Source organism: Kitasatospora sp. NPDC127111, from assembly GCF_042677465.1.
Classification (GTDB): Bacteria; Actinomycetota; Actinomycetes; order Streptomycetales; family Streptomycetaceae; genus Kitasatospora.
Genome location: NZ_JBHXTG010000103.1, coordinates 1 through 26,220 on the forward strand (window position 1 = coordinate 1; position 26,220 = coordinate 26,220).

Here is a 26,220-nt window from a genome sequence, read left to right on the forward strand (position 1 = left end):
CCGGGGGCGCGGCCGGCGGCGCGGCGGGCGGGGCGGCCGGCGCGGCGACGGGGGCGGCGGCCGCCGGGGCGGGCTCGTCGTCGACGGTGACGCCGAAGTCGGTGGCGATGCCGGCCAGGCCGTTCGCGTAGCCCTGGCCGACGGCGCGGACCTTCCAGGCGCCGTTGCGCTGGTAGACCTCGACCACGATCAGCGCGGTCTCCCGGCCGAGCTGCGGCGGGGTGAAGGTGACCAGCACCTCGCCGGTGGCGGAGTCCCGGACGGTGGCGGTCGGCTCGATGCCGGCGAAGGTCGCGCCCGCCTCGTCGGGGCTGGCGGTGACCACGATCTTGGTGATGCCGGCCGGGACGGCGGCGGTGTCGATGGTGATGGCGTCCGGGGTGCCGCCGGAGGCCGGGCGGTGCGTGACACCGGGGCCGTTCGGGGCGTTGAAGAACACGAAGTCGGCGTCCGAGCGGACCTTTCCGGCGTCGGTCAGCAACAGGCCGGAGACGTCCAGCGCCTTGGGGGCGGTGACCTCGACGGTCACCCGCGCGGCGGTCAGCGGGGCGTTGCCGCCTTGGGTCAGGACCGTGGACACGAACTCCTCCTCGGATGCGGTGGCACGGCGGCGGGGCCCGGGTCGGGAGCGCCGTGCCGAGTGGTACCCACAGTAACGAACGGTGCTGCGGAGAAGAGCCCGAGCAGGCCGGTGACCTGTCGGGTTGTCGGATCGTCGCTCAGCGCTGCGCGGGGGCGGCCGTGGCGAAGCCGCCGAGGGCGGCGACGGCCCGCGGACGGCCGATGACGAAGGCGGCGGCGTTCCAGCTCTCGGCCGGCGCGGCCTTGCGCGGCGCGCCGGTGGTTCCGCCGTGGGCGCCCGTGGGGTTGCCGCGACCGGTCGGGCCGCTCGGCCCGGTCGGTCCGCCGGTCGCCCCGGCCGGCCCGGTGGTGGGGGCGGCGGCCTCGGGAGTGGCGGGGGCGGGGGCCGGGCGGGTGCCGCGGACGCCGAAGGTGTACCGGCCGGGCCGGACGTCGGTGCCGTCCGGCGTGGTGAACCGGTAGACCAGGGTGCCGCGCTCCTGGTGGGCGGTGATCACGGCGCCGGCGAGGTCGGTCCAGGCGGTGCCGGTGCCGGGGGCCAGCTCGCCGGGGGCGAGGCGGAACTCGGCCTGGAGCGCGGTGACCGGCTCGGCGACGGTGAGGCTGAGCACGTGGCGGGTGCCGTCGCGGCCGAGCGGCTGGACGACGGCGGCGCCGGTGAGCGCCTGGTCGGCGGCCTCGTCGCCGGAGGGGTCCCCGGGGCCGGCGTCGGCGCCGGTCGGCCGCCCGCCCTGGTCGGTGCCCGGGCCGCTGCCCTGGTCCGCGGTGCCGACCAGGTCCTGGCCGGTGGTGAGGACGTCGGGCGGCGGCGGGTAGCCGGGTGCGCCGGGACCGGTCGGGACGAAGGGCTGGGGGCCGTTCGGCCGGTGGCCGGTCGGCGCGGTGCTGGTGGTCGGGGTGGCGGTGCCGGTGGGCGTGGCGGTGCCGGTCGGGGTGGGAGTGGTGGGGGCGGGCGTCACGGCCGCGTTCCCGCCCCGGGGCGGGCCGAGCGGCTCGGCGGCCGGGTCGGACGGGGCGTCGGTGGCGGCGGTGGCGGGCGCCGGGCCGGTGGTCCGCGCGTCGTCGGCTCCGGTGCCGCGGTGCTCCCCGGCGCGCGGTGAGGGCACGCCGGCGGTCGGCGGGTGCTGCGCGTCGGCGGAGGGCGAGGCGGTCGGGCTGGGACGGCTGCCGGAGCGGCCGGCCGGCGGCGGGGCGGCCGGGCCCGGCGGGGAGTCGGCGGCGGCGTCGGTCCGGTCGGTGACGCCCGGGTCGACCGGCGGCGTGGTGCCGACGCGGGCCACCCCGGCCCGGCGTCCGACGCCCTGCTGCTCGTTGAGCAGGAGGGTGGTGGCGATGCTGATGCCGACCACGGTGGACATCGCCATCGCGGCGCCGGAGAACTTCAGGGTCGGCAACCGGAGCCGGCCGCCGAAGGGCTTGGGCCGGCTGTGCCGGCCGTGGCGCTCGTGCGGCTGGTACGGACGGTCGCACTCGTGCCGCACGCCTTGCTCGGTGTCCTCGCGCAGAGCCACCGGAGCCCTCCCTCCCCGAAGTCGCCGTTGCGGTCGCAGCATTCTCCCACGCGCCGTCGGCGGGCCCGAACCGCCGTCAAGGGCGGCCTGCCGTCCGGGGCCTGGCCGGTGGAGCCGCTCGGGCCCGCGCCGGCAGGGGGACGAGCGTACCAGCGGGGACCGGGCGGTCGGCCAGTCCTCGGACGGAATCAATCCGGTCCGTGGACAACCGTTCGGAGAACGGAAGTTGACGCTCCGTCTGGTGCGGGGTGAGTAAGGGCCGGGGCCGGTCGGCGGGGGTTATTGCAACCTCCTTGCAACCCTTGCCGGTGCGGTCGGCGGTGGCGCAGTCTGGGGGCATCCCACGCCGTCCCGGAGAGATCGTCATGCCGCCCGACCCGCTGTCCGCACCCTCCAGTGCCCCTCTCGCCGCCACCCCCACGGGCGGCGATGAGGCAGGCTCCACCGCCGCTCCGGCGGCGGTGGAGGAGGTGCTGACGCTGCGGATCTCGCTGGGTGAGGAGGTGGTCGGCGAGGTGCGGACGCGGTTCCGGTTCGACGCCGCCCGCCCGTACGAGGTGTTGCTGACGTTCCACCTCGGCCGGCCGGACGAGGCCGACTGGGTGTTCTCGCGTGATCTGCTGCGCGACGGCCTGCGCTCGCTGAGCGGCCAGGGCGACGTCAAGCTGTGGCCGGCGTACTGCCCGTGCCACGGCTCGACGTTGCACCTGGCGCTCGAATCACCCCACGGCAGTGCGCTGTTGGAGGTTTCCAAGCCCCGGGTCCAGGCCTGGCTGGACCGGACGTACCGGCTCGTCTCGGAGGAGGCCGAGCAGGCCTACGGCCCGACCGACGCCCAGCTGTCCGCGCTGCTGGCCGAGGGCTGACGCGGCGCCCGCGGGGGCACGGCGTCGTCCCCCGGGGCGCGCGGCGCCGGCACCGGCGGCGCGTCGCCCGGCAGTCGGACCGTCCCGGCGGCCAGGCCCGCCCGCAGCCGCCGGACGGCCGGAGCCGTGGAGACCGGCAGCAGGTCGTACGGGTCGTCCGGGCCGAGGACGGTGACCAGCACCGATTCGGCGAACCGGTACGGCCGGTGGGCCAGCAGGCCGCCGAGGTAGCGGCGCAGCCGGGACAGTTCGGCGCGCACCGTCACCGTCCGGGCCGGGTCGCCGAACAGGGCGTCGGCGAGCCGGGCCGCGCTGTGGCCGTCGCGTTCGACCGCGAGCAGGAGCAGCAGTTCGGCGTGGCGCGGGCTGAGCGCGTGCGACCAGCTGCCGGCCGCGCCGTGCACCGAGAGTTCGGGCCGGTCGGGCCGGCGCAGGTCCAGTCGGAGCCGGGCGCCCTCGGCCTGTTCGGCGGTGACGGTGCCGCCCTCCGTCGTCCCGTCGTCCTCGGTCGGGCGGACGGGGCGGATCAGCCAGCCGTCGGCGAGCGGTTCGATCGCGCACTCGCCGAGGCCGGCCAGCCAGTGCACCGCGGCGGAGTCCCAGCCGCCGGTGGGCAGCCGGAGCCGGGCGGGGGTCGGCAGGCCGGCCGCGGCGGCGGTCCAGCCCTCGGCGTCGACCACCACGGCCGGGCCGTTCACCCGGGCCAGCAACGGGGCGGCGAGGGTGCGCAGGTGGTGCAGCGACTCCAGGCGGCGGGCGCGCAGCTCGGTCTCGGCGAGGCGGGCGGCGGTGGCGGTCAGCTGCAGCAGGTAGGGCTGGACGGTGTGGGCCGGTCCGCTGAGGTTGATCACGCCGGCGATCCGGCCGGTGCCCGGGTCGCGCACGGGTGCGGCGACGCAGGTCCAGGCGTGGTGGCTGCGCAGGTAGTGCTCGGCGGAGTGGACGTGCATCGGGCGCTGGGCGCGCAGCGCGGCGGCGATGCCGTTGGTGCCGACGCTCTCCTCGATCCATCGGGCGCCGGTGAGGAAGCCGATCCGGTCGGCGCTGCGGCGCAGGGCGCGTTCGCCCTCCTGCCAGAGGACGTGGCCCTCGGCGTCGGCGATGGCGAGGATCAGCGGGGTCTGGCCGACCGGTTCGAGCAGGGTGTCGCGCAGGACGGGCAGGACGGCGTCGAGGCCGCTGGCCCGGCGGCGGTGCTCGATCTCGGCGGGGCCGAGGTGGACGGCGACGGCGCCGGCGTCCGGGTCGAGGCCGAGGCGGCGCAGGCGGGCCCAGGAGTCGCCGATCTCGGGGCGGAGCTGGCGGCCGGGCGGGGTGTCGTCGGCCGGCACGGCGGCCCGGGCGAGGTCGCGGACGGCGGCGTCGGCGAGGGTGCGGTCGTGGACCTTGGCCAGCTCCACCGCGGTCTGCGGGGTTCGGCGCTCGGGCCGTCGGGTCTGCCGTCCGGTCTGCCGCACTCGGGTTGCTCCTCGCCGCCGATCGAGGGCGCGTCGGGGCCGACGCGCTGACGAAAGCGTACGGGGGCGACCCGGTCCTGGGGACGGGGTCCGCCAAGTCGGCGGGGTGACCAATATGACAATGAGCATGCCAATCGGCTATGGCACGGTGCGGCCGGGCCCTGTGCCCGCCGTTGCCCGGAAGGTCGGGTCCCGGCTGCCCTCGCGGGCGGGTCCTGGCTGCCCGTCAGGTCGGGTCGGCGCTGCCCGTCAGGGCCGGGCGGCAGCGCCCAGTTGGGCGGCCTCAACCGTGCGGTGCAGGTCGGCGGTGGCGTCCAGGGCGGTGGCCGCGGTCAGCGCCAGGCAGGCGGCGAGCGCGAGGGCGGCGGCGCGGCGGGCGGCGCCCTTCGGGGCGGGGCGCGGCTGCAGCAGGGCCGCGACCCGGCGCGGGACCGGCCCGGCGTGGGCGGCCGGCGCCAGTCGGGGCCGGTCCGGCCGGGGCGAACGGCTCGCCGCCAGGGCGGCCCGGCCGACGGCGCGGGCGGCGACCGCGCGGTCACCGACCCGGTCGGCGGCGGCCTCGTCGGCCCAGCGCTCCACCTGGTAGCCGAGCGGCGCGCGCAGCAGGCGCAGCGCCGGGTGGACGACGGCGGCGTGCTCGGCGAGGGCGAGGAAGTGGTGGTGACGGGCGGTCAGGTGGGCGCGCTCGTGGGCGAGCAGGGCGGCCCGTTCGGGGGCGGTGAGGGCGCGCAGCATGCCGGTGGTGACGACGATCCGCCCCGGTTCGCCGGGCCGGCCGGGGCGCGGGAGGCGGCCGGGGAGGGCGAAGGCGTCGGCGCGCTCGTCGTCCAGGACGGCGAGCGGGGCGGGGCCGGCGGGGCTCAGGAGGGCGTGGGCGCGCGCCTTGAGCGCGGCGGGGCGGACGGGTGCGGCGCGGTGGGCGAGCCGGGCGCCCGGGGTGCGCGCCCGGCTCGTGATGGCGTGCGGGGCGCGCGGGCCCGGACGGCGCTCGTCCGCGCCCTCCCGCCCCGGGTCCCGGCCGTCGTCCGGGCCGAGCGCGGCCCGGGCGGCGTGCAGTTCACGGTGGCGCTCGCGTGCCGTCCGGGCGGCCAGGACGGCCAGCACGGTGAGGGCGAGCCCGGCCGGTGCGGCCGCCGGCGCGGCCTGCGGCGCGGTGGCGGTCAGCCAGGGCAGCGAGAGGTGTCCGAGCGCGGCGACCGGCGGCAGCCGGAGCAGTCCGGCGGCGGCGAGCAGGCCGAGCGAGCAGAGCGTGCCGCCGGCCAGTACGGCCGAGGTGCCGGCCAGCGTCCAGGTGGCGGCCCGCGGTGCGAGCCCCTCGGCGAGACGGCGGGCCAGCGGGGCGGCGAGGAAGGGGAGCAGCAGTGGCACCCAGACGGCGACGATCACGGGGCCGCCGGTCCGGTCGCGCGGTCGGGGCCGGTGCCGCTGGGGCCGGTTTCACCGGGGTCGGCGCCACCGGGGTCGGCGCCACCGGGGTTGGCGCCACCGGGGTCGGCGCCGTCGGGCCGGGTGCGGTCCGGTGCGGTGCCGTCCGCTCCGGTGCGGTCCGGTGCGGTGCCGTCGCCGAGGAGTCCGCGCAGCAGCCGCTCGTCCTCGGCGGAGAGGTCGGAGACGAACCGGGCCAGCACGGTGGAGCGGTCCGCCTCGCGGCCGAGCTCGGTGTGCATCCGGCGGGCCGCGAGCCCGGCCGGGTCCGGGACGGTCGGGGTGTAGGCGTAGGCGCGCCCCGCGCGGGTGCGTTCCACCGTGCCCTTCTCGTGCAGCCGGGCGAGGATCGTGGCGACGGTGGTCCGGGCGAGGTCGTCGCCGAGGGCCGCCTGGACGTCCTGCGGCGTCAGCGGCCGGTGCGCGGCCCAGAGGGTGGCCAGCACCTCGGCCTCCAGCTCCCCGGCGGGCCGACGGGCGGACGGTACGTCGGACATCGCGGCGGTTCCTCCCGGATTCGTCTACAGTCATGTCGACCGTCTACGTCACTGTAGACGGTTCGGGCGTGCTCCGCTGGTGCCGCCCCGACGTACGGGAGGTCCGCCAGCTTTGCTCCAGTCCCCGGCCGATGCGGCCGTTCACCCGCTCGCGGTGAACCTGCTGGACGCCTCGTCCCTGCTCGCGTCCTTCGGCGCGCTCGGCATCGCCGTCGTGCTCTTCGCCGAGACCGGGCTGCTGATCGGGTTCTTCCTGCCCGGCGACTCGCTGCTGTTCACCGCCGGCCTGCTCTGCGTCCCCGGCACCACCAAGGGCCCCCAGCTGGAGCTCTACCAGGTGATCCCGGCCGCCCTGGTCGGCGCGCTGGCCGGGGCCCAGGTCGGCTACCTGCTCGGCCGGCGCGGCGGACGGGCGCTGCTGCTCCGCTCCGAACGGAGGAGCCTGCGGCACGGCGTCGTGCGGGCCGAGGAACTGCTCGCCAAGTACGGTCACGGCAAGGCGATCGTGCTCGCCCGGTTCATCCCGGTGGTCCGGACGGTGCTGAACCCGCTCTGCGGCGTGCTGGACGTGCCGGTCCGCCCGTTCACCTTCTGGCAGGTCGCGGGCGGTGCGCTGTGGACGGTCGGCGTGGTGCTGGCCGGCTACGCGCTCGGCTCGTCGGTGCCCGGAATCGACCAGTACCTGCTCCCCGTCGTGGGTCTGGTAGTACTTGTCTCCGTGATCCCGATTGTTCTTGAAGTGTTCCGCGCCCGGAAGGCCCGCCGCCACGGCGGTGACGACCGATGACGCCCTCCCGCGCCCTCGCGGTGTACGACGGCAGCGGCATCGACGGCGGCCTGTACCGGCGGGTGGTCGGATGGGCGGACGCCGCGCCGTACTGGCTGGACCAGCTGGTCAAGGTGTGGTCGGCGGTCGGCCTCGCCCTGTTCGCCGTCCTGATGACCGTCGCGTGGTGGCGGGCGCGCGGCGCGGGCCCGGCCGTGATGGCCCGGGTGCTGGCCTCCCCGCTGATCGTGCTCGTCGCGTACGCCGTGAACTCCTTCTTCAAGAGCCTGGTGGAGGAGATCCGGCCCTGTGCGCAGCTGGGCCTGCGCGGCACGCTGGAGGCCTGCCCGGGTGCCGGCGACTGGTCCTTCCCGAGCAACCACACGGTGGTCGCGTTCGCCGCCGCGGCCGCGCTGTGGTGCGCCGACCGGCGGCTCGGCCGGATCGCGGGGATCGCCGCGGTGCTGATGGGCGCCTCCCGGGTCTGGGTGGGCGTCCACTACCCGCACGACGTCCTGGTCGGCGCGGTGGTCGGCGTGCTGGTGGCGGTCCTGCTGTCGCCGGCCGCCGGGCTGGCCGCGCCGCTGGTCCGGCGGGCCCGCGACGGTGCGCTGCGCCCGCTGCTCGGTCCGGGCGCCGTCGCCGCGGCGGGCGGGCGCGCGCCGCTGGAGGCGCAGCGGCGCTGAGGTCCGGGACCGGGGCACCGGTGGTGGTGCCCCGCGGCGCCGACGGCGTCGGGCCGCCGTGGCCCTTGTCCGGCCGGGGCGGCGGGGGCAGCATGTGAGCCGGGCGCGGGCCCCGGGGACCGGGGCGCCCGCCCGGCTCAGTCGTGCCGGGGCGCCGCGGCGCCCGGGCGTGCCCGTGGAGGGGAGTGCTGCCCATGCCGTACCGACTCGACGTCAGCCAGGGGGACTGGCCCGCGGAGGAGCTCCGCAAGGGGGTGGAGGGGCTGCTCGCCGAGGCCATGGTGCTCACCCTGGCCACCGCCGGCCACGAGCACGGCCCGCACGCCAACCTGGCCTTCTTCGCGTACGACGACGACCTCGTCCTCTACTTCGTCAGCGAGCGCGCCACCCGGCACAGCCACCACCTGGCCGAGGAGGCCCGGGCGGCGGCCACCGTCTTCCTGCCGCCGCCGGCCTTCGGCGAGCAGCTGCGCGGCGTCCAGCTGACCGGCAGCGCGGGGGAGGCGTGGGGGCGCCAGGCGGAGGCCGCGTTCGCCGCCTACCAGGGGCGGTACCCGTCGTTCGGGCAGGACGAGGAGGTGCGGCGGCAGTTCCTGGCCGGGGCCGGCGCCGCGGCGCTGTACCGGTTCCAGGTGGAGGAGCTGACCGCCGTGGACGAGCCGCACTTCGGGCGGCGCAACTACCTGCGGGCGTCCGTGGTGCGCTGACCGCCGTCCGGCTTTGCCCACCAGGTTGTCTGTACAACTTTTCGGTCGGTTCACCTGCGGGACCGGAGCCGGACCCCTGGCGGCCACCTCGCGGCACCAGCCTGGCCGCATGAGAGTCATCGTCGTAGGAGCAGGCGTGCTCGGCACCATGCACGCCTGGCAGGCCGTCGAGCGCGGCCACGAGGTCGTCCACCTGGAGCGCGAGAGCGAGGCGCGCGGCGCCTCCGTGCGCAACTTCGGGCTGGTCTGGGTCAGCGGCCGGGCCGGGGGCGAGGAGCTGGACACCGCGCTGCGGGCCCGCGAACTGTGGGAGCGGATCGGCGCGCAGGTGCCCGACCTCGGCTTCCGGGCCAACGGCTCGCTCACCGCGCTCCGCACCGAGGCCGAACTCGCCGTCGCCGAGCAGGTGTTGACGCTGCCCGACGCCGCCGCCCGCGGCTACCGGCTGCTCGACGCGGAGGAGACCCGGGCCGCCAACCCCGCCCTGTGCGGCAAGCTGCTCGGCGCCCTGTGGTGCGAGTGCGACGCCGCCGTCGAACCGCGCGCCGCCCAGCCCGCGCTGCGCGCCGCCCTGCGGGCCACCGGCCGCTACACCTTCCTGCCCGGCCGCGAGGTCCGCGAGGTGATCGGCGAGAACGCCGTCCGCGACGACCACGGCGACGTCCACACCGGCGACCTCGTCGTGCTCTGCACCGGCGCCTGGCTGGGCGGCCTGGTGCGCGAGCTGGCACCCGAACTGCCGGTCCGCCGCGTCCGGTTGCAGATGATGCAGACCGATCCGCTGGACGAACCGCTGACCACCTCGGTCGCGGACGGCGACAGCTTCCGCTACTACCCCGCCTTCGCCGGCGACGCGCTGGAGCGGCTCCGGGACGCGCAGCCGCAGCCGCCGGTCGCCGCCGAGCACGGGATGCAGCTGCTGATGGTCCAGCGCCGCGACGGCGGGCTCACCATCGGGGACACCCACGAGTACGACCAGCCGTTCGGCTTCGACGTGGTCGAGGACCCGTACGACCACCTCGTCGGCGTGGCCGAGGAGTTGCTCGGCCGGCCGCTGCCCCGGGTGCGCCGCCGCTGGGCCGGGGTGTACGCGCAGTGCGTCGACACCACCCGGGTCGTCCATCGGGAGCGGGTCCGCGACGCCGTCTGGCTGGTCACCGGCCCCGGCGGCCGGGGCATGACGTGCTCGCCCGCCATCGCCGAGACCACCGCCGAACTCGCGAACCTCTAGGAGGAGTTGAACATGTCGCTGGACATCCGTCTGATCGTGCTCGACATGGCCGGGACCACCGTGGCCGACGACGGCCTGGTCGAGCGGGCCTTCCGGGCCGCCGCCGGCTCGCTCGGCGTCGAGGCGGGCAGCCCGGAGCAGGCCCGCATGCTGGAGCACGTCCGGGCCACCATGGGCGAGTCCAAGATCTCCGTCTTCCGGCACCTGTTCGGCGCCGAGGAGAAGGCCCAGGCCGCCAACGCCGCCTTCGAGGCCGCCTACCACGACCTGGTCGACGCCGGGCACTGCGCCGCGCTGCCCGGCGCGGCCGAGGCCATCGCCGAACTCCGCGGCCAGGGCCGGAAGGTGGTCCTCACCACCGGCTTCTCCCGGGCCACCCAGGACCGCATCCTGCGCGCGCTCGGCTGGGAGTCGGTCGCCGACCTCACGCTCTGCCCCGCCGAGGCCGGCCGCGGCCGCCCCTACCCCGACCTGGCGCTCACCGCGCTGCTGCGCACCGGGACCGACTCGGTCCGCCAGATCGCGGTCGCCGGGGACACCGGCTACGACATGCTGACCGGCTCCCGGGCCGGCGCCTCGGTGGTCGCCGGCGTCCTCACCGGCGCCCACGACGAGGCCCGGCTCCGGGCGGACGGGGCGACGCACGTGCTGAAGTCGGTCGCCGACCTGCCCGGGCTGCTCGCGGGCTGAGCACGCGGGCCGGCCACGAGGGCCGGCGGGGTGGGCGGGGACGCGAGAGGGAGCGCCTCCCCGCCCGTGGCGTGACGGGTGACCGTTCGTCACGTCCGCCGGTACGCCGGATCTTCACGTGCCGGCACGGTCAGCGGCGCGCCATCCGCTCGCGCAACCGCGCCCAGCCTTCCGCGTCCACCGTGTCGAGCACCCGGTCGTCCAGTTCGACGACGGGCGTCGGGGCCAGGTGCTGACGCCAGTTGCCGCGCGGAACCATCACCACGCCGAGGTCGACGAAGCCGTTCTCCAGCCGGAAGGCGATGCCGCCCCGCTCGTAGAAGCGGATCAGCGGCTCGAACGGGTCGGGCGGATCGTCGAGTCGGACGCCCCGCGCTTCACGGAGAGCCGCCCAGTGGACGGCGGCGACCGAGCCGGTGAGGACGTGCGGGTTGGCGACGTGCTCGTCGATGAAGCCCTCGACCTCCGCGATCAGCGCCGGATCCGCGCGCACCGAGGGGGCGACCACGGCGGCGAGGTCGAAGAACGGCCACCATGCGGGCTCGCCGTGGGCGTCGAGCCAGAGTGCGGCCCGCCGGAAGTACTCCTCCAGGAGGGCCGCCCGCGAGAAGACGTGCGCATCGGCCCGCTCGAACGCCCGCCACTCGATCGCCCTGATCCGGTCCGCGGTGGCGCGGGGCGCGTCCGGCGCGGGAGCCGGTTCGTTCACCTGCCGGTGTCCGCGGTGGCCGAGGTGTCCAAGGCGTCGAGCGCGACGGCGTCGAGCGCGACGACGGGGGTGTCCGAGAGGTGGTCGGACAGCCGGCCCAGGGGGACGGAGATGCCGTCGAGGTCGATGTACTCCCCGACGTGGAAGCCGCCGCCGCGCTCGCGCATCAGGGCGGCCCGGGAGCCGGCATGGTCGTGCGCGCCGTCCCGGTTGCTCCACTCGACCGCTCTCAGGCGGTCCAGTACGACGCGCGACGGACCACCTGTCACCTGAGCTTCCCCCCGTTCCGCCGCAGCTCCCGCTTGATCTCGGAGACCACGCTATCAATGTCCGAAAGATCTTCCGCGATCGCTGTTCTGGGCGGGTTCAGTCCCAAGGTCCGCTCCCAGGCGCGGAAGTGGCCCTCGACGGAATGCGGAGCCAGATCGTGGGCGCCGGCCTCGCCCACCTCCTTCGGGAACAGCTTGTCGTTCGCGGCGTTCCGGACTCGCGGGCGACGCCTCGGGCGGCACCCCCCTCGGGCCGATCGCCTCCTGACGACCCTCGCCCACCCGGGCGGGGTGTGCCGGGCGGCACCCGCACCGCCCGGCACCCGCGTCAGTGGCTGCCGCGCAGGTTGAGCACCACCACGCCGACGATCACCAGGGCGATCCCCAGCCACTGCAGCCGCCCCAGCGACTCGCCGAAGGCGACCACGCCGATGCCGGCCACCGCGGCCGTCCCGGCGCCGGACCACACGGCGTACGCGACCGACACCGGGATGTGCTTCAGGGCGCGGCCGAGCAGCACGAAGGAGAGCACGTAGCCGACGGCCACGCCCACGCTGGGCCAGAGCCGGCTGAAGCCGTCCGTGAGTTTCAGGCAGCTGGTGGCGCAGACTTCGCTGAGGATCGCCAGGGCGAGGAGTACGTAGGGCATGGGGGACATCAAACCCCGGGCGCGGTGGAGAGCCTCCCGAGGAGGGCGAGGTCGGCCCGCTCCAGGCTGTCCAGCAGGGTGACCCGGGACCCGTCGGGGATGGCCGCGTCGCTGGACGGCACGGCGAGCACCGCGCAGCCGGCCGCGGTGGCGGAGGCGACGCCGGTCGGGGTGTCCTCGACGGCGACGCACGCGGCCGGGTCCACGCCGAGCCGCTCGGCGGCGGCGAGGTAGGGGTCGGGGGCGGGCTTGGTGCGCGGGGTGTCCTCGGCGGCGAGGGTGACCGCGAACCAGTCGCGGCCGATGGTGCCGAGCACCAGGTCGACCACCCGGCGCGGCGAGGCCGAGACGAGCGCGGTGGGCACCCGGGCGTCCCGCAGTTCGGCGAGCAGGGCGAGCGCGCCCGGCCGCGGGACGGTCTCGGCCGCGACCTTGCCGAAGAAGGACTCGCCGAGCCGGTCGGCGAGCTCGGCCTCGCTGAGCTCGGTGCCGCTGACCCGGTGCAGGTGGGCGGCGGTGTGCTCGACGGCCCGGCCGAGCACCTCGGGGGCGTCCTGGTCGGTGAGGGAGTGGTGCAGCTCGTCGGCGAGTTCGGCGGCGGCCTGCCACCAGAGGTGCTCGGTGTCGACGAGGGTGCCGTCCATGTCGAAGAGGACGGCGGCGGGCAAAGGGGAATCAGCAGGCATGGCGGTACCTTCGGTGGTTCGTCAAGAGGCGGTTCAGACCGTACGACGGTCCACCAGGACCGGACGCTCCGGGAGCGCCAGTGCGGCGCGCGAACCGATCGGCAGGGCGGCGGCGGCCTCGGTCGGCAGGTCGGCCTTGACCTCGGTGCCGTCGTCGAGCCGGACGGTGAGGCGGGTGACGGCGCCCAGGAAGGACGCGGAGACGACCAGCGCCGGGCCGTCCTGCGCGGGTGCCAGGAGCACGTTCTCCGGCCGGACCAGGACTTCGAGCGAGCCGACGGCCGGCGTCGTCCCGTCCACGGCGTGGCGGCGGCCGAGCACCTCCACGGCGTCTCCGACCCGCACGCACGGGATCCGGCTCATCGTGCCGACGAACTCGGCGACGAAGGCGGTCGCCGGACGGGCGTACAGCTGGGACGGGGTGGCGCACTGCTCCAGCCGGCCGGCGCGCAGCACCGCGACCCGGTCGGCCATCGAGAGCGCCTCCTCCTGGTCGTGGGTGACGAACAGCGTGGTGATCCCCAGCTCCTGCTGCAGGCGCCGGATCTCCTCGCGCAGCGAGAGCCGGACCTTGGCGTCGAGCGCGGACAGCGGCTCGTCGAGGAGCAGCACGCGCGGCTGCAGGGCGAGCGCGCGGGCGAGCGCGATGCGCTGCTGCTGGCCGCCGGACATCTGGTGCGGGTAGCGGTCGGCGTGCTGCGGCAGACCGACCAGTTCCAGCAGCTCGTGGGCGCGGCGGCGGCGTTCGGCCTTGCCGGTGCCGCGCATCCGCAGGCCGAAGGCGACGTTGTCGGCGGCGGTCAGGTGCGGGAAGAGGCTGTACGACTGGAACACCATGCCGGCGTCGCGCTTGTGCGCGGGGATCGCGGTGATGTCGGCGCCGTCCACCAGCACCTGGCCGGAGTCGCGCTGCTCGAAGCCGGCCAGGATGCGCAGCGCGGTGGTCTTGCCGCAGCCGGACGGGCCGAGCAGGGCGAGGAGTTCGCCCGGGTGGACGGTCAGGTCGAGGCCGTCCAGGGCGGTGGTGGCGCCGAACGAGCGGCGCAGGCCGCGGAATTCGACGGTCGCGCCGCCGGGAGCGAGGGGGACGTCGGCGACGGGGGCGGTAACCGTGGTCATGGTGGGCAACTCCGGGGGTTTCAGGAGGTGGTGGTCCGGTGGCGGCGCTCGCGGCCGACGGTGGCCAGCAGGAGCAGCAGCAGCCAGGTGATCAGCAGGCTCAGGATGGAGACCGCGACCGACATGTGGGCCTGGCTGTTGCCGACCGAGTAGATCCACACGGGGAAGGGCTGGTAGCCGAGGATCGAGGCGGCGGTGAACTCGCCGAGCACCAGCGCCAGGGTCAGGAAGGAGGCGTTCAGCAGCGCGCCGCGCAGGTTGGGCAGCACGACGGTGAACACCGCGCGCGGCCAGCCCGCGCCGCAGTTGCGGGCGGCCTCGACCAGGGTGCGCACGTCCACCGCGCGCAGACCGGCGTCGACGGCCCGGTAGGCGAGCGGGAGCGACATCAGCACGTAGGCGATCACCAGGACCAGCGGGAAGTCCGGGTCCTGGACGAACACGAAGGTCTGGAAGAACGGCGTGTCCATCAGGTGGTCCGGGCCCCAGCGGAGCACGCCGATCAGGCCGGCGGTCAGCGCGACGGGCGGGACGACCAGCGGCAGGGTGCAGAGCACGTCGATCACCGGGCGCAGCCTCGGCGAGCCGAGCCGGACCGCGATCAGGGCGGGCACCAGCAGGAGCAGCAGCACCAGGACGGTGACGACGGCGAGCCCCAGGGTGAGCCAGAGGCTGTCCAGGAAGCCGGGGGCGCTCAGCAGGCCGGTGTACGCCTCGAAGGAGAAGCCCTTCGGGTCGTCGACGGAGAAGTACCCGGCGGCGGCGAGCGGCACGAGGAAGTAGACGCCGGCCAGCAGCAGGACGGCGCCGCGCCACCAGCGCACCTTGCGGCGCGGCGGGTTGCCGCGGCCGGAGGTGCGGGCCTTCGGGCCGGTACGGGCGGAGGTCAGCTGAGCCATCGGGCACTCCGGCGCTGGAGGGGGAGGTACACGGCCATCACCAGGACGGCCACCACGATCATGTCGAGGCTGAGGGCGAGGGCGAGGTTGCCCTGCCCGACCAGCACGTTGCCGGAGAGCGCGTCCGCGATCGAGCGGCTGACCAGCGGGACGGTCGCGCCGACCATGGCCGCGGCGGTGGCGTACGCGGCGAAGGCGCTGCCGAAGAGCAGCACGAAGCCGCCGAGCAGCGAGGGCAGCAGGATCGGCAGGGCGACGTGGCGCCAGTACTGGACGGTGGTGGCCCGGTTGTTGTGGGCCGCCTCGCGCCACTGCACCCGCAGGCCGTCCAGGGCGGGGGTGATGGTGAGCACCATCAGCGGGACGAGGAAGTACAGGTAGACGATGGTGAGGCCGGTGAAGGAGTAGAGCGTCCAGCCGTGGTCGGTCAGGTGCAGCAGCTTGGTGACCTCGCCCGCGTTGCCGAGGGTGGCGACGAACGCGAAGGCGAGCGGCAGGCCGCCGAAGTTGGCGAGCACGCCGGAGGCGGTCAGCACGGCCTGGCGCAGCCAGGTGTGCCGGGAGGTCACCACGGCCTGGGCGACGGGCAGGCCGATCACGGTGGCGAGCAGCGCGGTGAGCGCGGACAGCTTGAGGCTGCTGAGCATCGCCGTCCAGTACGCGCCCTGGACGGAGGCGGTGAGGTTGTCGAAGGTGAACTGGCCGCCGCCGCCCTCCGCGTCGCTGGAGGTCGTGAAGGCGCCGATCACGATGGCGACGGCGGGCAGGCCGAAGCCGATCGCGAAGAACAGGAAGAGCGGCACGGTGGCGAGCCAGGAGGCGCCGCCGGTGCGCCGGCGGGTGCGCCGGCGGGGGGTGGGGGTGGTGTGGGTGGCGGTGGCGGACGCCCCCGCGCCGCCACCGAGGTCGGTGGCGGCGGGGGTGGTCGGCACCGGGGTGGGAGCCGTGGTCATGAGTGGGATCAGCCCGTTCGAGTTGTGCCGTCGATCGTTGCCGGGGTGGCTGATCGTCAGCCCGCGATGGCCTTGGTCCAGTTCTCGGTGACGACCTTCTTGGCGGCCGTGATCTGGTCCTGGGTCGGGAAGGTGGTGAACGGCTTCTCGACGGTCGGCAGCTTGGCGGCGGCCGCGGCGTCCAGGGTGCCGTCCTTCTTCAGCGCGTCGAAGGTGGCGGGGGTGGCGTAGCCGCCGAGGAAGAGGTTCTGGCCCTCGGCGCTGAACAGGTACTCCTGCCACAGGCGGGCGGCCGCCGGGTGCGGGGCCCACTTGTTGATGCCCTGGTTGTAGAACTGGGCGTAGCTGCCGTCGCCGGGGACGGAGACCTTCCAGTCGACGCCCTTGTCCTTGAACTCGTCGGTGTAGCCGGCGTTCAGGTAGGACCAGTCGATCGAGATCGGGGTCTCGCCCTTCTCGATGGTGGCCGGGGTGGACTCGACGGGGTTGAAGTTGCCGGAGGCCTTCAGCTTGCCGAAGAAGTCGATGCCGGGCTGGATGTTGTCCAGCGAGCCGCCGTTGGCGAGCGCGGCCGCGTAGACGCCGCCGAAGGCGGAGCCGGACTTGGTCGGGTTGCCGTTGAGCGCGACCTGGCCCTTGTACTCGGGCTTGAGCAGGTCGGCGAAGGTCTTCGGGCAGTTGGCGATCTTCTTGGCGTCGCAGCCGATGGAGATGTAGCCGCCGTAGTCGTTGACGCGGGCACCGGCCGGGTCCTTCATGGTGTCCGGCACCTTGTCGAAGGCGGCCACCTTGTAGGGGGCGAGCAGGCCGTCCTTGACCGCCTGGAGGGCGAAGGCGCTGCCCAGGTCGACCACGTCGGGGGCGCGGTCCTGGCCCTTGCGGGAGGTGATCGCGTTGATCTCGTCCTGGCTGGAGCCGTCCGGGTTCTCGTCCTCGATCTCGATGCCGTACTTGGCCTTGAACGAGTCCATGATCTTGCCGTAGTTGGCCCAGTCCTTGGGCAGCGTGATGACGTGCAGCTTGCCCTCCTTCTTGGCCGCGGCGACGAGGGCGTCCAGGCCGCCGAAGTCGGCGGCCGAGGTGGCGTCCTTGGCGTCCTTGGCGCCGGCCTTGGCGGCGTCGCCGGCCTTGGCGGACGAACCGGCGGAGCCGCAGGCGGTGAGGGAGAGCGCGGCAGCGGTCAGAACGGCCGCGAAGGCGGCGGCGCGGGCACGGTGCACGGTCACGGGTCAGTCTCCTGATCGGGGGGTGCTGCGAAGGGGGCGGTGCGAAAGGAGGGTGCTGCGAGGGGGGTGATGCGCGAGGTGCTTCGTTGCGAGGGTCGGGTCGAGCGGGTGGCCGTTCGGGAGCGCCCGAGTTGACTAGCCAACTTCGCTGACGGGGGTAAGTACGCCGGAGCCCGGTGACGGGAAGGTGAACGGACGGCCCGGAACCGGAGTCGGCTGCGGGAACGGTCGAATCAGGCCATCGGCGAGCGATCCCGCGGGTGCGATGCTTCGAACGCGCAGCGGGATAAGGTCGGGCTGTCCGCGCCGGTACGGCTGCGCAGGACACCGCCCCAGGAGGGACATTGACTGACGTGGCACTGGAGCCCGACCGCCCCGAGGCCCCCGCTGCCTCCACTCCGGCTGCCCCCGCGGCCGGTTCGGCCGGTGCCGCGGGAACGGACCGCGCCGCCGGCACGCTCTACCGCCAGGTGGCCGCCGACCTGCGCGAGGCGATCACCACCGGTGCGTACGGCGAGGCCGGCCGGCTGCCCGCCGAGGGCGCACTGGCCGAGCAGTACGGGGTCTCGCGCGGCACCGTCCGCCAGGCCCTGGCGGTGCTGCGCTCGGACGGACTGGTCACCTCCCGGCGCGGCACCCGGCGGGTGGTGCTCGGCACCGCCCGGGTGCAGAGCTTCTCCGAACTGCTCAGCTTCACGCACTGGGCGTACTCGATGGGCGAGGAGCCCGGCGGCATCCTGGACTCGCTGGTCCGCCGCCCGGCCGACGCCGCCGAGCGCGAGCAGCTGCGCCTGGAGCCCGGCTCCGAGGTGTACGTGACGGTCCGTCTCCGCACCCTCTCCGGCACGCCGGTGATGGTCGAGCGCACCGTCTACCCGCCGCGGGTCGGCGAGATCGTCGCCCAGCTGCCGCCGGACGTCGTCTCGCACACCGAGGTGCTGCGCGAGCACGGCATCCTGTTCACCGACGCCGACCACACCATCGACGTCGTCGCCGCCAACGCGGAGGACGCCCGCCTGCTCGGCTGCCGCCGCGGCGGCCCGCTGCTGCGCGAACGGCGCCGGACCACGGATCCGACCGGCACCCCGGTGGAGTGGTCCCAGGACCGCTACCTGCCGGGGACGGTGGCCTTCAGCGTGCACAACTCGCTCGCCACCTCGGCACTCTCCCGGCACGCCCGGGAGGGGGACTGACCCGCCTCCCGGGCGTGCCCCGCGCGCTCGGGCGCGACTCAGCGCATCAGGGCGGTGAGCAGCGGGCGGTAGTGCTCGAAGTCCGGCGTCGCGGCACCGGCCGTCTTCGCCCGCTCGTCCCAGCGGCGCACCGCCACCGCGTCGGCCGCTCCCGGGAGGGCGGCGAAGGCGGCGGCCCGCCGCTCGTCCATCGGGCCGCCCTGGACGTTCAGGGTGTACTCGGACGCTGCGGACAGCCGCTCCCGGTAGCCCGGCTCGACCGCGCACAGGTACCGCTTGGCGGCCACGTGCAGCCGGACCGGCTCGGTGACCTCCGGGCCGAACCACTGCGCCAGCCAGTCGGCCCCGGTGGCGCTGTGCCGGTTGTCCTGCCCCCGCATCAGGTCCTTGCCGTGCGTGGTCCCCCGGCCGTGCTCGTCGAGGAAGTGGCCGACGTCGTGCAGCAGCGCGGCGGCCACCAGGTGCGCCGGCGCCCCCGCCGCCTCGGCGGCCGCGCCGGCCTGCAGCATGTGCTCGGCCATGGTGACCTCCTCGCCCAGGTACTCGCCGGCGCCCTCGCCCGCGAACAGCCCGGCGATCGCGTCCAGCGCGGCGGAGCGGCGGTGCAGCACGGCGAGGGTGCTGCTCAGCGAGTCCAGGTCGGCGTAGCAGCCCTGGAGGTGGCGCCGGCCGTCCTGCTCGAACGCCGTACGGGCGTGCAGGAGGCGGGTGTTGTCGAAGACCAGGCAGTCGCCGCGGTCGAGCCGGAAGGTGAGCCGCAGCTCCGGCCGCAGCGTGATCGCGGCGAAGCGCCGGTACGCGGCGTAGAAGGCGGCGAGCTCCTCGGAGGTGCCGCGCAGCGTCCCGATCGACCGGTTGTTGAACCGCACCTCCCGGATCCGGCCGCGCGCGTCCACCTCGATCAGCGGCCGGTCGGCGCGCAGTTCGGTCCGGCGGTCACGGAAGACGAACGGCACCGGAGTGCGGGTCAGGGTCGCGAACTCCGCGGGCGCCTCCTCCCGCAGCACCGCCGCCGCCTTGAACCCGTCCACCAGCCCGGAGTCCCCGCCGGTCGCCGAGTTCTCCAGGCAGTGCAGCAGCTGGAGCGTCGGCACCGGGTCCCGGTACGGGTTGTCCGTGTGCGGGGTGACGGCCGCGCTCGTGAACGCCAGGTTGTTCGGGTCCGGCTCGACCCGGACGTCGAACAGCTCCCCGTAGTTGGTGACCCGCACGTACCCGAAGCTCCCGGCCACCTCCAGGACCTGCCGCTCCACGGCCGGCACCCCGCGCAGCACCGCGAACCCGCTGCGCCGTACGGCGCCCAGCACCGCGGCCCGCTCGGCGGGGTCGCCCAGGTACGCCTCCCACCCCGCCTCCGGGAGCCCCCGCGCGAAGTCCGCCGCCACCCAGAGCCGCTTCCCCTCCTCCGTCCGCCCGTCGCCCTCGCCCGGGTCGTCGAGCCACTCCAGCGGGTACCGCGACCGGTGCCCGTCCGACCAGAGCACCTCCAGCCTCCCCCCGATCTCCACCCGCGCCGCGACCGTCAGCCCCTCCGGCAGGTCGCCGATCTGGAACAGCTTCTGCCCGTTCCGCGGATCCCGGCACTCGGTGCACGGGCAGTTGTCGCGCAGCCAGTACGGCGGCAGCTCGGTCATGGGTCTCCTCCTCGGCAGCGTCCCGGATCAAGTTGTATAGCCAACTTCACCCCGCCCGCAGCCTGCCGTCCCCCGGTGAGTTCCGCGTGCCCCCCGGGTGAACGCCGGAGGAACTGTGCCGGGACCGGGCGGCGCCGGGCGCGCGGTGCGGCCGATCGGGTGAGGTGGGTGGGGCTCGGGGCGTTTCGGCGCGGGGGAGTGGTGGTGGCTGGGGCACTGTCGGGGTGGACTTCCCTGACGTGAGAGGCGGCTTGGCATGGCTCACCCCACGACTGAGACCCCGGCTGCATCGGGGCATACCGGGCTGAAACGGGAAGTCGGGGTGATCGGGCTCCTCTGGGCCTCGGTCGGGGCGATCATCGGGTCGGGCTGGCTGTTCGGGGCCGAGAAGGCGGCGGTCGCGGCGGGCCCCGCGGCGCTGGTCTCGTGGGGCGTCGGCGCGGTGGCGATCATCCTGCTGGCGCTGGTCCACGCCGAACTGGGCGGGCTGTTCCCGGTGGCGGGCGGGACGGCGCGGTACCCGCACTACGCGTTCGGCGGGTTCGCGGGGATGTCGTTCGGCTGGTTCACCTGGCTGCAGGCGGCGACCATCGCGCCGATCGAAGTCCAGGCGATGATCAACTACGCCCAGCACTGGACCTGGGCGAACGGCCTGCTGAACCCGAACCAGACGCTGACCGCCGAAGGCTTCGTGGTCGCGGCCGCCCTGCTCGGCGCCTTCGTGGCGATCAACTTCCTGGGCGTCCGCCTCCTCGCGCACACCAACAGCGTGGCCACCGTGTGGAAGGTCTTCGTCCCGATCCTGGCGATCTTCGTCCTCGGGTTCACCGAGTTCCACGGCTCCAACTTCAGCGACCACGGGTTCGCGCCGGACGGCGCCAAGGGCGTGCTCGCGGCGATCAGCACCAGCGGGGTGATCTTCGCCCTGCTCGGCTTCGAGCAGGCCATCCAGTGGGCGGGCGAGAGCCGCAACCCACGGCGGGACATCCCGCGGGCCGTCCTCGGGTCGGTGGTGATCGGCACGCTGATCTACGTCCTGCTCCAGGTGGTGTTCATCGGCGCCCTGCCGCCGGAGACCATCGCGGGCGGCTGGAGCGCCCTCGACTACCCGGGCATCAGCGGACCGTTCGCGGGCCTCTCGACGCTGATCGGCCTCGGCTGGCTGGCCACCGTCCTCCGCATCGACGCGATCATCTCGCCCGCCGGCACCGGGCTCGTCTACATCACCTCGAGCTCGCGCGTCACCTACGGCCTGAGCCGCAACGGCTACGCGCCGCAGACCCTGCAGTTCACCGACAAGCGCTCGGTGCCCTGGCTCGGCCTGATCATCGCCTGGGTCGCGGGCGTGCTCTGCTTCCTGCCGTTCCCCAGCTGGCAGCGGCTGGTCGGCTTCATCACCTCCGCCGTCGTGCTGATGTACGCGGGCGCGCCGCTGGCCTTCGGCGTGCTGCGCAAGCGGCTGCCCGCGCTGGAGCGCTCGTACCACCTGCCCGCCGGCACGATCATCTCGCCGATCGCCTTCGCGGTGGCGAGCCTGGTCATCTTCTGGGCCGGCTGGGACACCCTGTGGCGGCTGGGCCTGGCGATCCTGATCGGCTACCTGCTGCTCGGCGGGTACTCCGCGTACGCGGTCTCGAAGGGCGTGCCGAACGCGCCCCGGATGGACTTCAAGGCCGGGCAGTGGCTGCCGGTCTACCTGGTCGGCATGGGCCTGATCTCCTGGCAGGGCTCCTTCGGCGAGGGGGCCCAGGGCAATCTGCCGCTCTGGTGGGACATCCTCGTCGTGGTGGTGTTCTCCCTGGTGATCTACTACTGGGCCCTGGCGGTCGCGCTGCCGGTGGAGGAGATCGAACGGAACATCCGCGGCGTCGAGGTGGTGGAGGCGGGCGGGCACTGAGCCGGCCCGGGAACACTTCGGACGGAGCGGCCCCCGTGCTCGACGGGGGCCGCTCCTCTTCGCTCGCTCACGTCTTCGGCCCTTCGCGCGACGGAATGGTGGGTACCGGAACGAGTCGCCCGCACTTCCGCCGCTCACGGGCGGCATCCGCGTCGGTAGAGTGCGGGCCATGAGCGATGCTGCGGTGCTGCACGTCCGGGGTCGGGTACTCGTCGGCCCGGAGGACGTCCGGGACGAACTCTGGGTCGTGGACGGCCGGGTGAGCTTCACCCGCCCGCCGGGCGCGGACGACGTCCGGACGGTGTCCGGCTGGGTGCTGCCCGGTCTGGTGGACGCGCACTGCCACGTCGGCCTGGACGCGCACGGCGCTGTCGACGCGGAGACCAGCGAGAAGCAGGCGGTCACCGATCGTGACGCCGGCACCCTGCTGATCCGCGACGCCGGCTCGGCCGCGGACACCCGCTGGATCGACGAGCGCGAGGACCTGCCCCGGATCATCCGGGCCGGCCGGCACATCGCCCGCACCCGCCGCTACATCCGCAACTACGCGCACGAGATCGAGCCCGGCGACCTCGCCGCCTACGTCCGGGCCGAGGCCCGGCGCGGCGACGGCTGGGTGAAGCTGGTCGGCGACTGGATCGACCGCGAGCGCGGCGACCTGACCGCCTGCTGGCCCGGGGACGCGCTCGCCGAGGCGATCGCGGCGGCGCACGAGGAGGGCGCGCGGGTCACGGCGCACTGCTTCGCGGCCGAGTCGCTGCCCGACCTGCTGGCGGCCGGCATCGACTGCGTCGAGCACGCCACCGGGCTGACCGAGGAGCTGATCCCGGTCTTCGCCGAGCGCGGCGTCGCGATCGTCCCGACGCTGGTCAACATCGCCACCTTCCCGGGCCTGGCGGCCGGGGGCGAGGCCAAGTTCCCGGCCTGGTCCGCGCACATGCGACGGCTGCACGAGCGTCGGTACGACACGGTGGGCGCCGCGCACGACGCGGGCATCCCGGTCTACGTCGGCACGGACGCGGGCGGCTCGCTCGCGCACGGCCTGGTCGCGGACGAGGTGGCCGAGCTGGTGAAGGCCGGGCTGACCCCGGCCGAGGCGCTCTCGGCGGCCAGCTGGGGCGCGCGCCGCTGGCTGGGCCGGCCGGGCCTGGAGGAGGGCGCGCCGGCCGACTTCGTGGTGTACGACGAGGACCCGCGCGCCGACGTCCGGGTGCTCGCCGACCCGCGGCTGGTGGTGCTGCGCGGGCGGCCGGTGGGGTAGCGCCTGTCCGGCGCCGGGCCCGTCCGGCGCCGGGACCGTCCGCGGCGTCCCGTCGGCGCCCCGCCGGTTCCTCGGTTCCCCGCCGGTTCCTCGTCGGCCGCCCCCCGGCTTGCGGAACGATGATCATCCGGGTGAACGGCGTGTCGGTGTAGGCCGATAGGGTGGCGACCATGGCACCGCGTCCACTCAACGAGATCGTCGAACCCGGCTGGGCCACCGCGCTGGAGCCGGTCGCCGGGCGGGTCGCCGCCATGGGCGACTTCCTCCGCGCCGAGCTGGCCGCCGGCCGCACGTACCTGCCCTCGGGGCCGAACGTCCTGCGCGCCTTCCAGCAACCCTTCGCCGACGTGCGGGTGCTGATCGTCGGGCAGGACCCGTACCCGACGCCCGGCCACGCCGTGGGCCTGAGCTTCTCGGTGGCGCCGGAGGTGCGGCCGATCCCGGCCAGCCTGATCAACATCTTCCAGGAGTACGGGAACGACCTCGGGCTGCCGCAGCCGTCCAGCGGGGACCTCACGCCGTGGACGCGGCAGGGCGTGCTGCTGCTGAACCGGGCGCTGACCACCGCGCCGCGCAAGCCCGCCGCGCACCGGGGCAAGGGCTGGGAGGAGGTCACCGAGCAGGCGATCCGGGCACTGGTGGCGCGCGGCGGCCCGCTGGTGGCGATCCTCTGGGGGCGTGACGCGCGCAATCTGCGCCCCCTGTTGGGGGAGGTGCCGGCCATCGAGTCGGCGCACCCGAGCCCGTACTCGGCGAACGGCGGCTTCTTCGGTTCGCGGCCGTTCAGCCGGGCCAACGACCTGCTGGCGCGGCAGGGCGCGCAGCCGGTGGACTGGCGGCTGCCGTAGCGCTTCGGGCGTTGCCGCAGCGCGTCGGCTGACGTAGCAGAGCCCGGTCACCCCGGGGCGTCAACCTCACCCTAATGGGTGAAATGACGTTCCGTGCGACTCGGGTGACGGAGCGTTCGAGAAGACTGGCGGCTCATCATTTCCGTTGTGGGGGAGCCGCCATGTCTTCTCGCCGAATCGTTTCTGCAGCCGCCGTCCTCGCGGCCTGCACTCTGCTCACCGCCCCGCCGGTCCGGGCCGCCGAACCGATCCCGTCGCCCGGCAGCGCGTCGCCCGGCAGCCCGTCGCCCGGCAGCGCGTCGCCCGGCAAGGCGCGCGCCGTCACCGCCGAACTCGCCCTGGACGTCAGCCTGCTGAACAAGGCGGTGGACGTCCCGGTGAACATCGCGCTCAACAAGGTCGAGACCCCGGCGCAGCGCGAGGGCTCGGTGCTCACCGCCAAGGTCGACGGGGTCGACCAGCAGGGGCCGGTCACCCTGGTCAAGGCGGACGTCGGCAGGTCGGTGACCACGGCCGACGCCAAGGGCACCGCGGCCTCGGTCAAGCTGGTCAACGCCGACGTGCACGCCCCCGGCCTGCCGGCCACCACCCTGCTGGGCCTGGCGGCGCTCAGCTCCGAGGCCACCTGCCCGGTCGACGGGCAGCCGACCGCCAACGTGGTCGCGCCCGCCAAGCTCACCGTCCTCGGCAAGCCGGTCACCCTCAGCCTGTACGGGCCGACCAAGGTGGACGTGCCGCTGGTCGGCAGCGTCTCGGTGGAGTTCTCGAAGCAGACCACCACCTCGACCACGGCCGCCGCCTCCGCCCTGGAGGTGCGGATCGAGGTGAACCCGCTCGACCTCAACGTCGCCAAGGTCACCGGGAGGATCACCGTCGCCTCGGTGAGCTGCGAGAAGCCGTCCGGTCCGGCCACGCCCACCACCCCCGCCCCCACCACCCCCGCCCCCACCACCCCCGGACCGGGCGGCACCCCGGCCGTCCAGCCCGTCGTGGACACCACCCCGGGCGCGCCGGGCCGCGCCGCCGCCCCGTACGCCGCCACCGCGAGCGCCACCGGGGCCGGTGGCAACCTCGCCGCCACCGGTGGCAGCGGCGCCACCGGCCCGCTCGCCGTGGGCGCGGCCGCCCTGGTCGCGGTCGGCGGCGGTGCGCTCCGGGCCACCCGCCGCCGGGCCGCCCACGCCCGGCGGCACTGAGCGGAGCCCCCGGCGGCGCCGCGCGGCAGTCGTGCGGTGCGGGAGTGCCACCGGCGGCACTCCCGCACCGTGACCGTGCCGACGCGGACGGTTGGTTCACCTGGGCGTTACATGAGAGGAACAACCGGGAAACGGCGGCTTGCAACGCTACGCGGGCACCCACCACCCAGCAATGCGAGGTACACCGCCGTGGCAATCAAGGCCGAGTACATCTGGATCGACGGCACCAAGCCGACCGCCAAGCTCCGTTCCAAGACTCGCGTCCTGGCCAATGCGGACAAGATCCCCACCTGGGGCTTCGACGGTTCCTCCACCAACCAGGCAGAGGGCCACGCGTCGGACCGCGTGCTCGAGCCGGTCAAGGTCGTCAAGGACCCGATCCGCGGCGGCGACCACATCCTGGTCCTCTGCGAGGTCCTGGAGACGGACGGTACCCCGCACGAGTCCAACACCCGCGCCCTGCTGCGCGAGGTCGACGAGAAGTACGCCGCTCAGGAGTCGATCTTCGGCATCGAGCAGGAGTACACCTTCTTCAAGGGCTCCCGCCCGCTGGGCTTCCCCGAGGGCGGTTACCCGGCCCCGCAGGGTGGCTACTACTGCGGCGTCGGCGCCGAGGAGGTCTTCGGCCGCGAGATCGTCGAGCTGCACCTCGACCGCTGCATCGACGCCGGCCTGGCGATCTGCGGCATCAACGCCGAGGTCATGCCCGGCCAGTGGGAGTTCCAGATCGGCCCGGTCGACGCCCTGACCGTCTCGGACGACCTGTGGATCGCCCGCTACCTGCTGTACCGCACCGCCGAGGAGTTCGGCATCGACGCCACCCTGGACGCCAAGCCGGCCCGTGGCGACTGGAACGGTGCGGGTGCCCACACCAACTTCTCCACCAAGGCGATGCGCGAGGGCTACGAGGCCATCATCACCGCCTGCGAGTCGCTCGGCGCCTCCCAAGAGAAGGTCCTGGAGCACGTCAACCAGTACGGTGACGACATCCAGTCCCGCCTGACCGGCAAGCACGAGACCGCCCCGTGGAACGTCTACAGCTACGGCGTCTCCAACCGCGGCGCGTCGGTCCGCATCCCGTGGCAGGTCGAGGTGGAGCAGAAGGGCTACATCGAGGACCGTCGCCCGAACGCGAACGTCGACCCCTACGTCGTCACCCGCCTGCTGATCAACACCTGCTGCGCGGCGCTGGAGAAGGCCGGCCAGGTCTGATCCGCCCCTTCGTCGTACGGCCGTCGGCCCTTCCCCGCCCGGGGGAGGGCC

General features: G+C 74.8%; 25 protein-coding genes and 1 pseudogene. 12 read left to right on the top strand and 14 right to left on the bottom strand.

Annotation, left to right across the window (positions count from 1 at the left end):
- Together ACFVHB_RS36900 and ACFVHB_RS36905 are read right to left on the bottom strand one after the other, a co-directional pair.
- Positions 1 to 568: TerD family protein (locus ACFVHB_RS36900; protein WP_380331420.1), on the bottom strand; the 568-nt coding region annotated here is incomplete at its 3' end.
- A gap of 151 nt (positions 569 to 719) precedes the next feature.
- Positions 720 to 2,093: a hypothetical protein gene (locus ACFVHB_RS36905; protein ID WP_380331354.1), complete on the bottom strand. Its 1,374-nt coding sequence runs from the start codon at positions 2,091 to 2,093 to the stop codon at positions 720 to 722.
- A 365-nt stretch (positions 2,094 to 2,458) separates the two neighbouring features.
- Here ACFVHB_RS36905 and ACFVHB_RS36910 point away from each other — a divergent pair, with 365 nt between their 5' ends.
- The gene (locus tag ACFVHB_RS36910) at positions 2,459 to 2,959 is read left to right on the top strand and encodes an SsgA family sporulation/cell division regulator (RefSeq protein ID WP_380331356.1); all 501 of its coding nucleotides are present in this window, start codon (positions 2,459 to 2,461) and stop codon (positions 2,957 to 2,959) included.
- Here the strand turns inward: ACFVHB_RS36910 and ACFVHB_RS36915 are convergent.
- The 3 genes and pseudogenes from ACFVHB_RS36915 to ACFVHB_RS36925 form a co-directional block, all read right to left on the bottom strand.
- Positions 2,911 to 4,416: a GAF domain-containing protein gene (locus ACFVHB_RS36915; protein WP_380331359.1), complete on the bottom strand. Its 1,506-nt coding sequence runs from the start codon at positions 4,414 to 4,416 to the stop codon at positions 2,911 to 2,913. The two genes, ACFVHB_RS36910 and ACFVHB_RS36915, sit on opposite strands and share 49 nt — an antisense overlap.
- Before the next feature lie 249 nt (positions 4,417 to 4,665).
- On the bottom strand, positions 4,666 to 5,802 hold the full coding sequence (locus ACFVHB_RS36920) for a M48 family metalloprotease (protein ID WP_380331362.1): 1,137 nt from the start codon (positions 5,800 to 5,802) through the stop codon (positions 4,666 to 4,668).
- Positions 5,803 to 5,972: 170 nt separating this feature from the next.
- A pseudogene (locus ACFVHB_RS36925) lies at positions 5,973 to 6,338 on the bottom strand (BlaI/MecI/CopY family transcriptional regulator); the annotation flags it as partial.
- 112 nt (positions 6,339 to 6,450) lie between these two features.
- Between ACFVHB_RS36925 and ACFVHB_RS36930 the strand changes: the two are divergent.
- The 5 genes from ACFVHB_RS36930 to ACFVHB_RS36950 all read left to right on the top strand — a co-directional run bounded on the left by ACFVHB_RS36930 (position 6,451) and on the right by ACFVHB_RS36950 (position 10,418).
- On the top strand, positions 6,451 to 7,125 hold the full coding sequence (locus ACFVHB_RS36930) for a DedA family protein (protein ID WP_380331365.1): 675 nt from the start codon (positions 6,451 to 6,453) through the stop codon (positions 7,123 to 7,125).
- Positions 7,122 to 7,790, top strand: a complete 669-nt coding sequence (locus ACFVHB_RS36935; RefSeq protein ID WP_380331368.1) for a phosphatase PAP2 family protein — start codon at positions 7,122 to 7,124, stop codon at positions 7,788 to 7,790. The genes ACFVHB_RS36930 and ACFVHB_RS36935 overlap by 4 nt, the downstream gene beginning before the upstream one ends.
- Positions 7,791 to 7,984: 194 nt before the next feature.
- Positions 7,985 to 8,497 carry a pyridoxamine 5'-phosphate oxidase family protein gene (locus ACFVHB_RS36940; RefSeq protein ID WP_380331371.1) on the top strand — a complete coding sequence of 171 codons (513 nt, stop codon included), beginning with the start codon at positions 7,985 to 7,987 and terminating at the stop codon, positions 8,495 to 8,497.
- Between the two features lie 109 nt (positions 8,498 to 8,606).
- Positions 8,607 to 9,728 carry a TIGR03364 family FAD-dependent oxidoreductase gene (locus ACFVHB_RS36945; protein WP_380331374.1) on the top strand — a complete coding sequence of 374 codons (1,122 nt, stop codon included), beginning with the start codon at positions 8,607 to 8,609 and terminating at the stop codon, positions 9,726 to 9,728.
- 12 nt (positions 9,729 to 9,740) lie between these two features.
- Positions 9,741 to 10,418: a phosphonatase-like hydrolase gene (locus ACFVHB_RS36950; RefSeq protein ID WP_380331377.1), complete on the top strand. Its 678-nt coding sequence runs from the start codon at positions 9,741 to 9,743 to the stop codon at positions 10,416 to 10,418.
- Between the two features lie 130 nt (positions 10,419 to 10,548).
- On the opposite strand, the gene ACFVHB_RS36955 is transcribed toward ACFVHB_RS36950, so the two are convergent.
- The 8 genes from ACFVHB_RS36955 to ACFVHB_RS36990 all read right to left on the bottom strand — a co-directional run bounded on the left by ACFVHB_RS36955 (position 10,549) and on the right by ACFVHB_RS36990 (position 16,928).
- Positions 10,549 to 11,127: a hypothetical protein gene (locus ACFVHB_RS36955; protein WP_380331380.1), complete on the bottom strand. Its 579-nt coding sequence runs from the start codon at positions 11,125 to 11,127 to the stop codon at positions 10,549 to 10,551.
- Positions 11,124 to 11,396, bottom strand: coding sequence for a hypothetical protein (locus ACFVHB_RS36960; RefSeq protein ID WP_380331383.1), 273 nt, complete (start codon positions 11,394 to 11,396; stop codon positions 11,124 to 11,126). Before ACFVHB_RS36960 ends, ACFVHB_RS36955 begins: the two co-directional genes overlap by 4 nt.
- A gap of 328 nt (positions 11,397 to 11,724) precedes the next feature.
- Positions 11,725 to 12,045, bottom strand: coding sequence for a DMT family transporter (locus tag ACFVHB_RS36965; RefSeq protein ID WP_380331386.1), 321 nt, complete (start codon positions 12,043 to 12,045; stop codon positions 11,725 to 11,727).
- Positions 12,046 to 12,053: 8 nt separating this feature from the next.
- The gene (locus ACFVHB_RS36970; RefSeq protein WP_380331389.1) at positions 12,054 to 12,731 is read right to left on the bottom strand and encodes an HAD family hydrolase; all 678 of its coding nucleotides are present in this window, start codon (positions 12,729 to 12,731) and stop codon (positions 12,054 to 12,056) included.
- A 33-nt stretch (positions 12,732 to 12,764) separates the two neighbouring features.
- On the bottom strand, positions 12,765 to 13,850 hold the full coding sequence (locus ACFVHB_RS36975; RefSeq protein ID WP_380331392.1) for an ABC transporter ATP-binding protein: 1,086 nt from the start codon (positions 13,848 to 13,850) through the stop codon (positions 12,765 to 12,767).
- Between the two features lie 20 nt (positions 13,851 to 13,870).
- Positions 13,871 to 14,749, bottom strand: coding sequence for an ABC transporter permease (locus ACFVHB_RS36980; RefSeq protein ID WP_380331394.1), 879 nt, complete (start codon positions 14,747 to 14,749; stop codon positions 13,871 to 13,873).
- Positions 14,737 to 15,702: an ABC transporter permease gene (locus ACFVHB_RS36985; RefSeq protein ID WP_380331397.1), complete on the bottom strand. Its 966-nt coding sequence runs from the start codon at positions 15,700 to 15,702 to the stop codon at positions 14,737 to 14,739. The genes ACFVHB_RS36980 and ACFVHB_RS36985 overlap by 13 nt, the downstream gene beginning before the upstream one ends.
- Before the next feature lie 56 nt (positions 15,703 to 15,758).
- Complete coding sequence (locus ACFVHB_RS36990) at positions 15,759 to 16,928, bottom strand: ABC transporter substrate-binding protein (RefSeq protein ID WP_380331400.1); 1,170 nt, start codon at positions 16,926 to 16,928, stop codon at positions 15,759 to 15,761.
- Between the two features lie 353 nt (positions 16,929 to 17,281).
- Here ACFVHB_RS36990 and ACFVHB_RS36995 point away from each other — a divergent pair, with 353 nt between their 5' ends.
- A complete protein-coding gene (locus ACFVHB_RS36995) occupies positions 17,282 to 18,121 on the top strand; it encodes a GntR family transcriptional regulator (protein ID WP_380331422.1) in 840 nt (279 codons plus the stop codon).
- A 38-nt stretch (positions 18,122 to 18,159) separates the two neighbouring features.
- On the opposite strand, the gene ACFVHB_RS37000 is transcribed toward ACFVHB_RS36995, so the two are convergent.
- Positions 18,160 to 19,755: a phosphonate degradation HD-domain oxygenase gene (locus tag ACFVHB_RS37000; RefSeq protein ID WP_380331403.1), complete on the bottom strand. Its 1,596-nt coding sequence runs from the start codon at positions 19,753 to 19,755 to the stop codon at positions 18,160 to 18,162.
- Between the two features lie 256 nt (positions 19,756 to 20,011).
- Here ACFVHB_RS37000 and ACFVHB_RS37005 point away from each other — a divergent pair, with 256 nt between their 5' ends.
- From ACFVHB_RS37005 to glnII, 5 genes are all read left to right on the top strand, one after another.
- The gene (locus ACFVHB_RS37005; RefSeq protein WP_380331405.1) at positions 20,012 to 21,652 is read left to right on the top strand and encodes an APC family permease; all 1,641 of its coding nucleotides are present in this window, start codon (positions 20,012 to 20,014) and stop codon (positions 21,650 to 21,652) included.
- A 169-nt stretch (positions 21,653 to 21,821) separates the two neighbouring features.
- Positions 21,822 to 22,913: an amidohydrolase family protein gene (locus ACFVHB_RS37010; RefSeq protein ID WP_380331408.1), complete on the top strand. Its 1,092-nt coding sequence runs from the start codon at positions 21,822 to 21,824 to the stop codon at positions 22,911 to 22,913.
- A 170-nt stretch (positions 22,914 to 23,083) separates the two neighbouring features.
- Positions 23,084 to 23,761: a uracil-DNA glycosylase gene (locus ACFVHB_RS37015; RefSeq protein WP_380331411.1), complete on the top strand. Its 678-nt coding sequence runs from the start codon at positions 23,084 to 23,086 to the stop codon at positions 23,759 to 23,761.
- Between the two features lie 161 nt (positions 23,762 to 23,922).
- Positions 23,923 to 24,957 carry an SCO1860 family LAETG-anchored protein gene (locus ACFVHB_RS37020; protein ID WP_380331414.1) on the top strand — a complete coding sequence of 345 codons (1,035 nt, stop codon included), beginning with the start codon at positions 23,923 to 23,925 and terminating at the stop codon, positions 24,955 to 24,957.
- A gap of 189 nt (positions 24,958 to 25,146) precedes the next feature.
- On the top strand, positions 25,147 to 26,169 hold the full coding sequence (gene glnII / locus ACFVHB_RS37025) for a glutamine synthetase (RefSeq protein WP_380331417.1): 1,023 nt from the start codon (positions 25,147 to 25,149) through the stop codon (positions 26,167 to 26,169).
- The last annotated feature ends 51 nt before the right edge of the window (positions 26,170 to 26,220 follow it).

Bases quoted from the DNA above. Each gene is read 5' to 3' on its own strand.
- ACFVHB_RS36910 (WP_380331356.1), top strand. From the start codon at position 2,459: ATGCCGCCCGACCCGCTGTCCGCACCCTCCAGTGCCCCTCTCGCCGCC.
- ACFVHB_RS36935 (WP_380331368.1), top strand. From the start codon at position 7,122: ATGACGCCCTCCCGCGCCCTCGCGGTGTACGACGGCAGCGGCATCGAC.
- ACFVHB_RS36940 (WP_380331371.1), top strand. From the start codon at position 7,985: ATGCCGTACCGACTCGACGTCAGCCAGGGGGACTGGCCCGCGGAGGAG.
- ACFVHB_RS36945 (WP_380331374.1), top strand. From the start codon at position 8,607: ATGAGAGTCATCGTCGTAGGAGCAGGCGTGCTCGGCACCATGCACGCC.
- ACFVHB_RS36950 (WP_380331377.1), top strand. From the start codon at position 9,741: ATGTCGCTGGACATCCGTCTGATCGTGCTCGACATGGCCGGGACCACC.
- ACFVHB_RS36965 (WP_380331386.1), bottom strand. From the start codon at position 12,045: ATGCCCTACGTACTCCTCGCCCTGGCGATCCTCAGCGAAGTCTGCGCC.
- ACFVHB_RS36970 (WP_380331389.1), bottom strand. From the start codon at position 12,731: ATGCCTGCTGATTCCCCTTTGCCCGCCGCCGTCCTCTTCGACATGGAC.
- ACFVHB_RS36975 (WP_380331392.1), bottom strand. From the start codon at position 13,850: ATGACCACGGTTACCGCCCCCGTCGCCGACGTCCCCCTCGCTCCCGGC.
- ACFVHB_RS36980 (WP_380331394.1), bottom strand. From the start codon at position 14,749: ATGGCTCAGCTGACCTCCGCCCGTACCGGCCCGAAGGCCCGCACCTCC.
- ACFVHB_RS36985 (WP_380331397.1), bottom strand. From the start codon at position 15,702: ATGACCACGGCTCCCACCCCGGTGCCGACCACCCCCGCCGCCACCGAC.
- ACFVHB_RS37000 (WP_380331403.1), bottom strand. From the start codon at position 19,755: ATGACCGAGCTGCCGCCGTACTGGCTGCGCGACAACTGCCCGTGCACC.
- ACFVHB_RS37005 (WP_380331405.1), top strand. From the start codon at position 20,012: ATGGCTCACCCCACGACTGAGACCCCGGCTGCATCGGGGCATACCGGG.
- ACFVHB_RS37010 (WP_380331408.1), top strand. From the start codon at position 21,822: ATGAGCGATGCTGCGGTGCTGCACGTCCGGGGTCGGGTACTCGTCGGC.
- ACFVHB_RS37015 (WP_380331411.1), top strand. From the start codon at position 23,084: ATGGCACCGCGTCCACTCAACGAGATCGTCGAACCCGGCTGGGCCACC.
- ACFVHB_RS37020 (WP_380331414.1), top strand. From the start codon at position 23,923: ATGTCTTCTCGCCGAATCGTTTCTGCAGCCGCCGTCCTCGCGGCCTGC.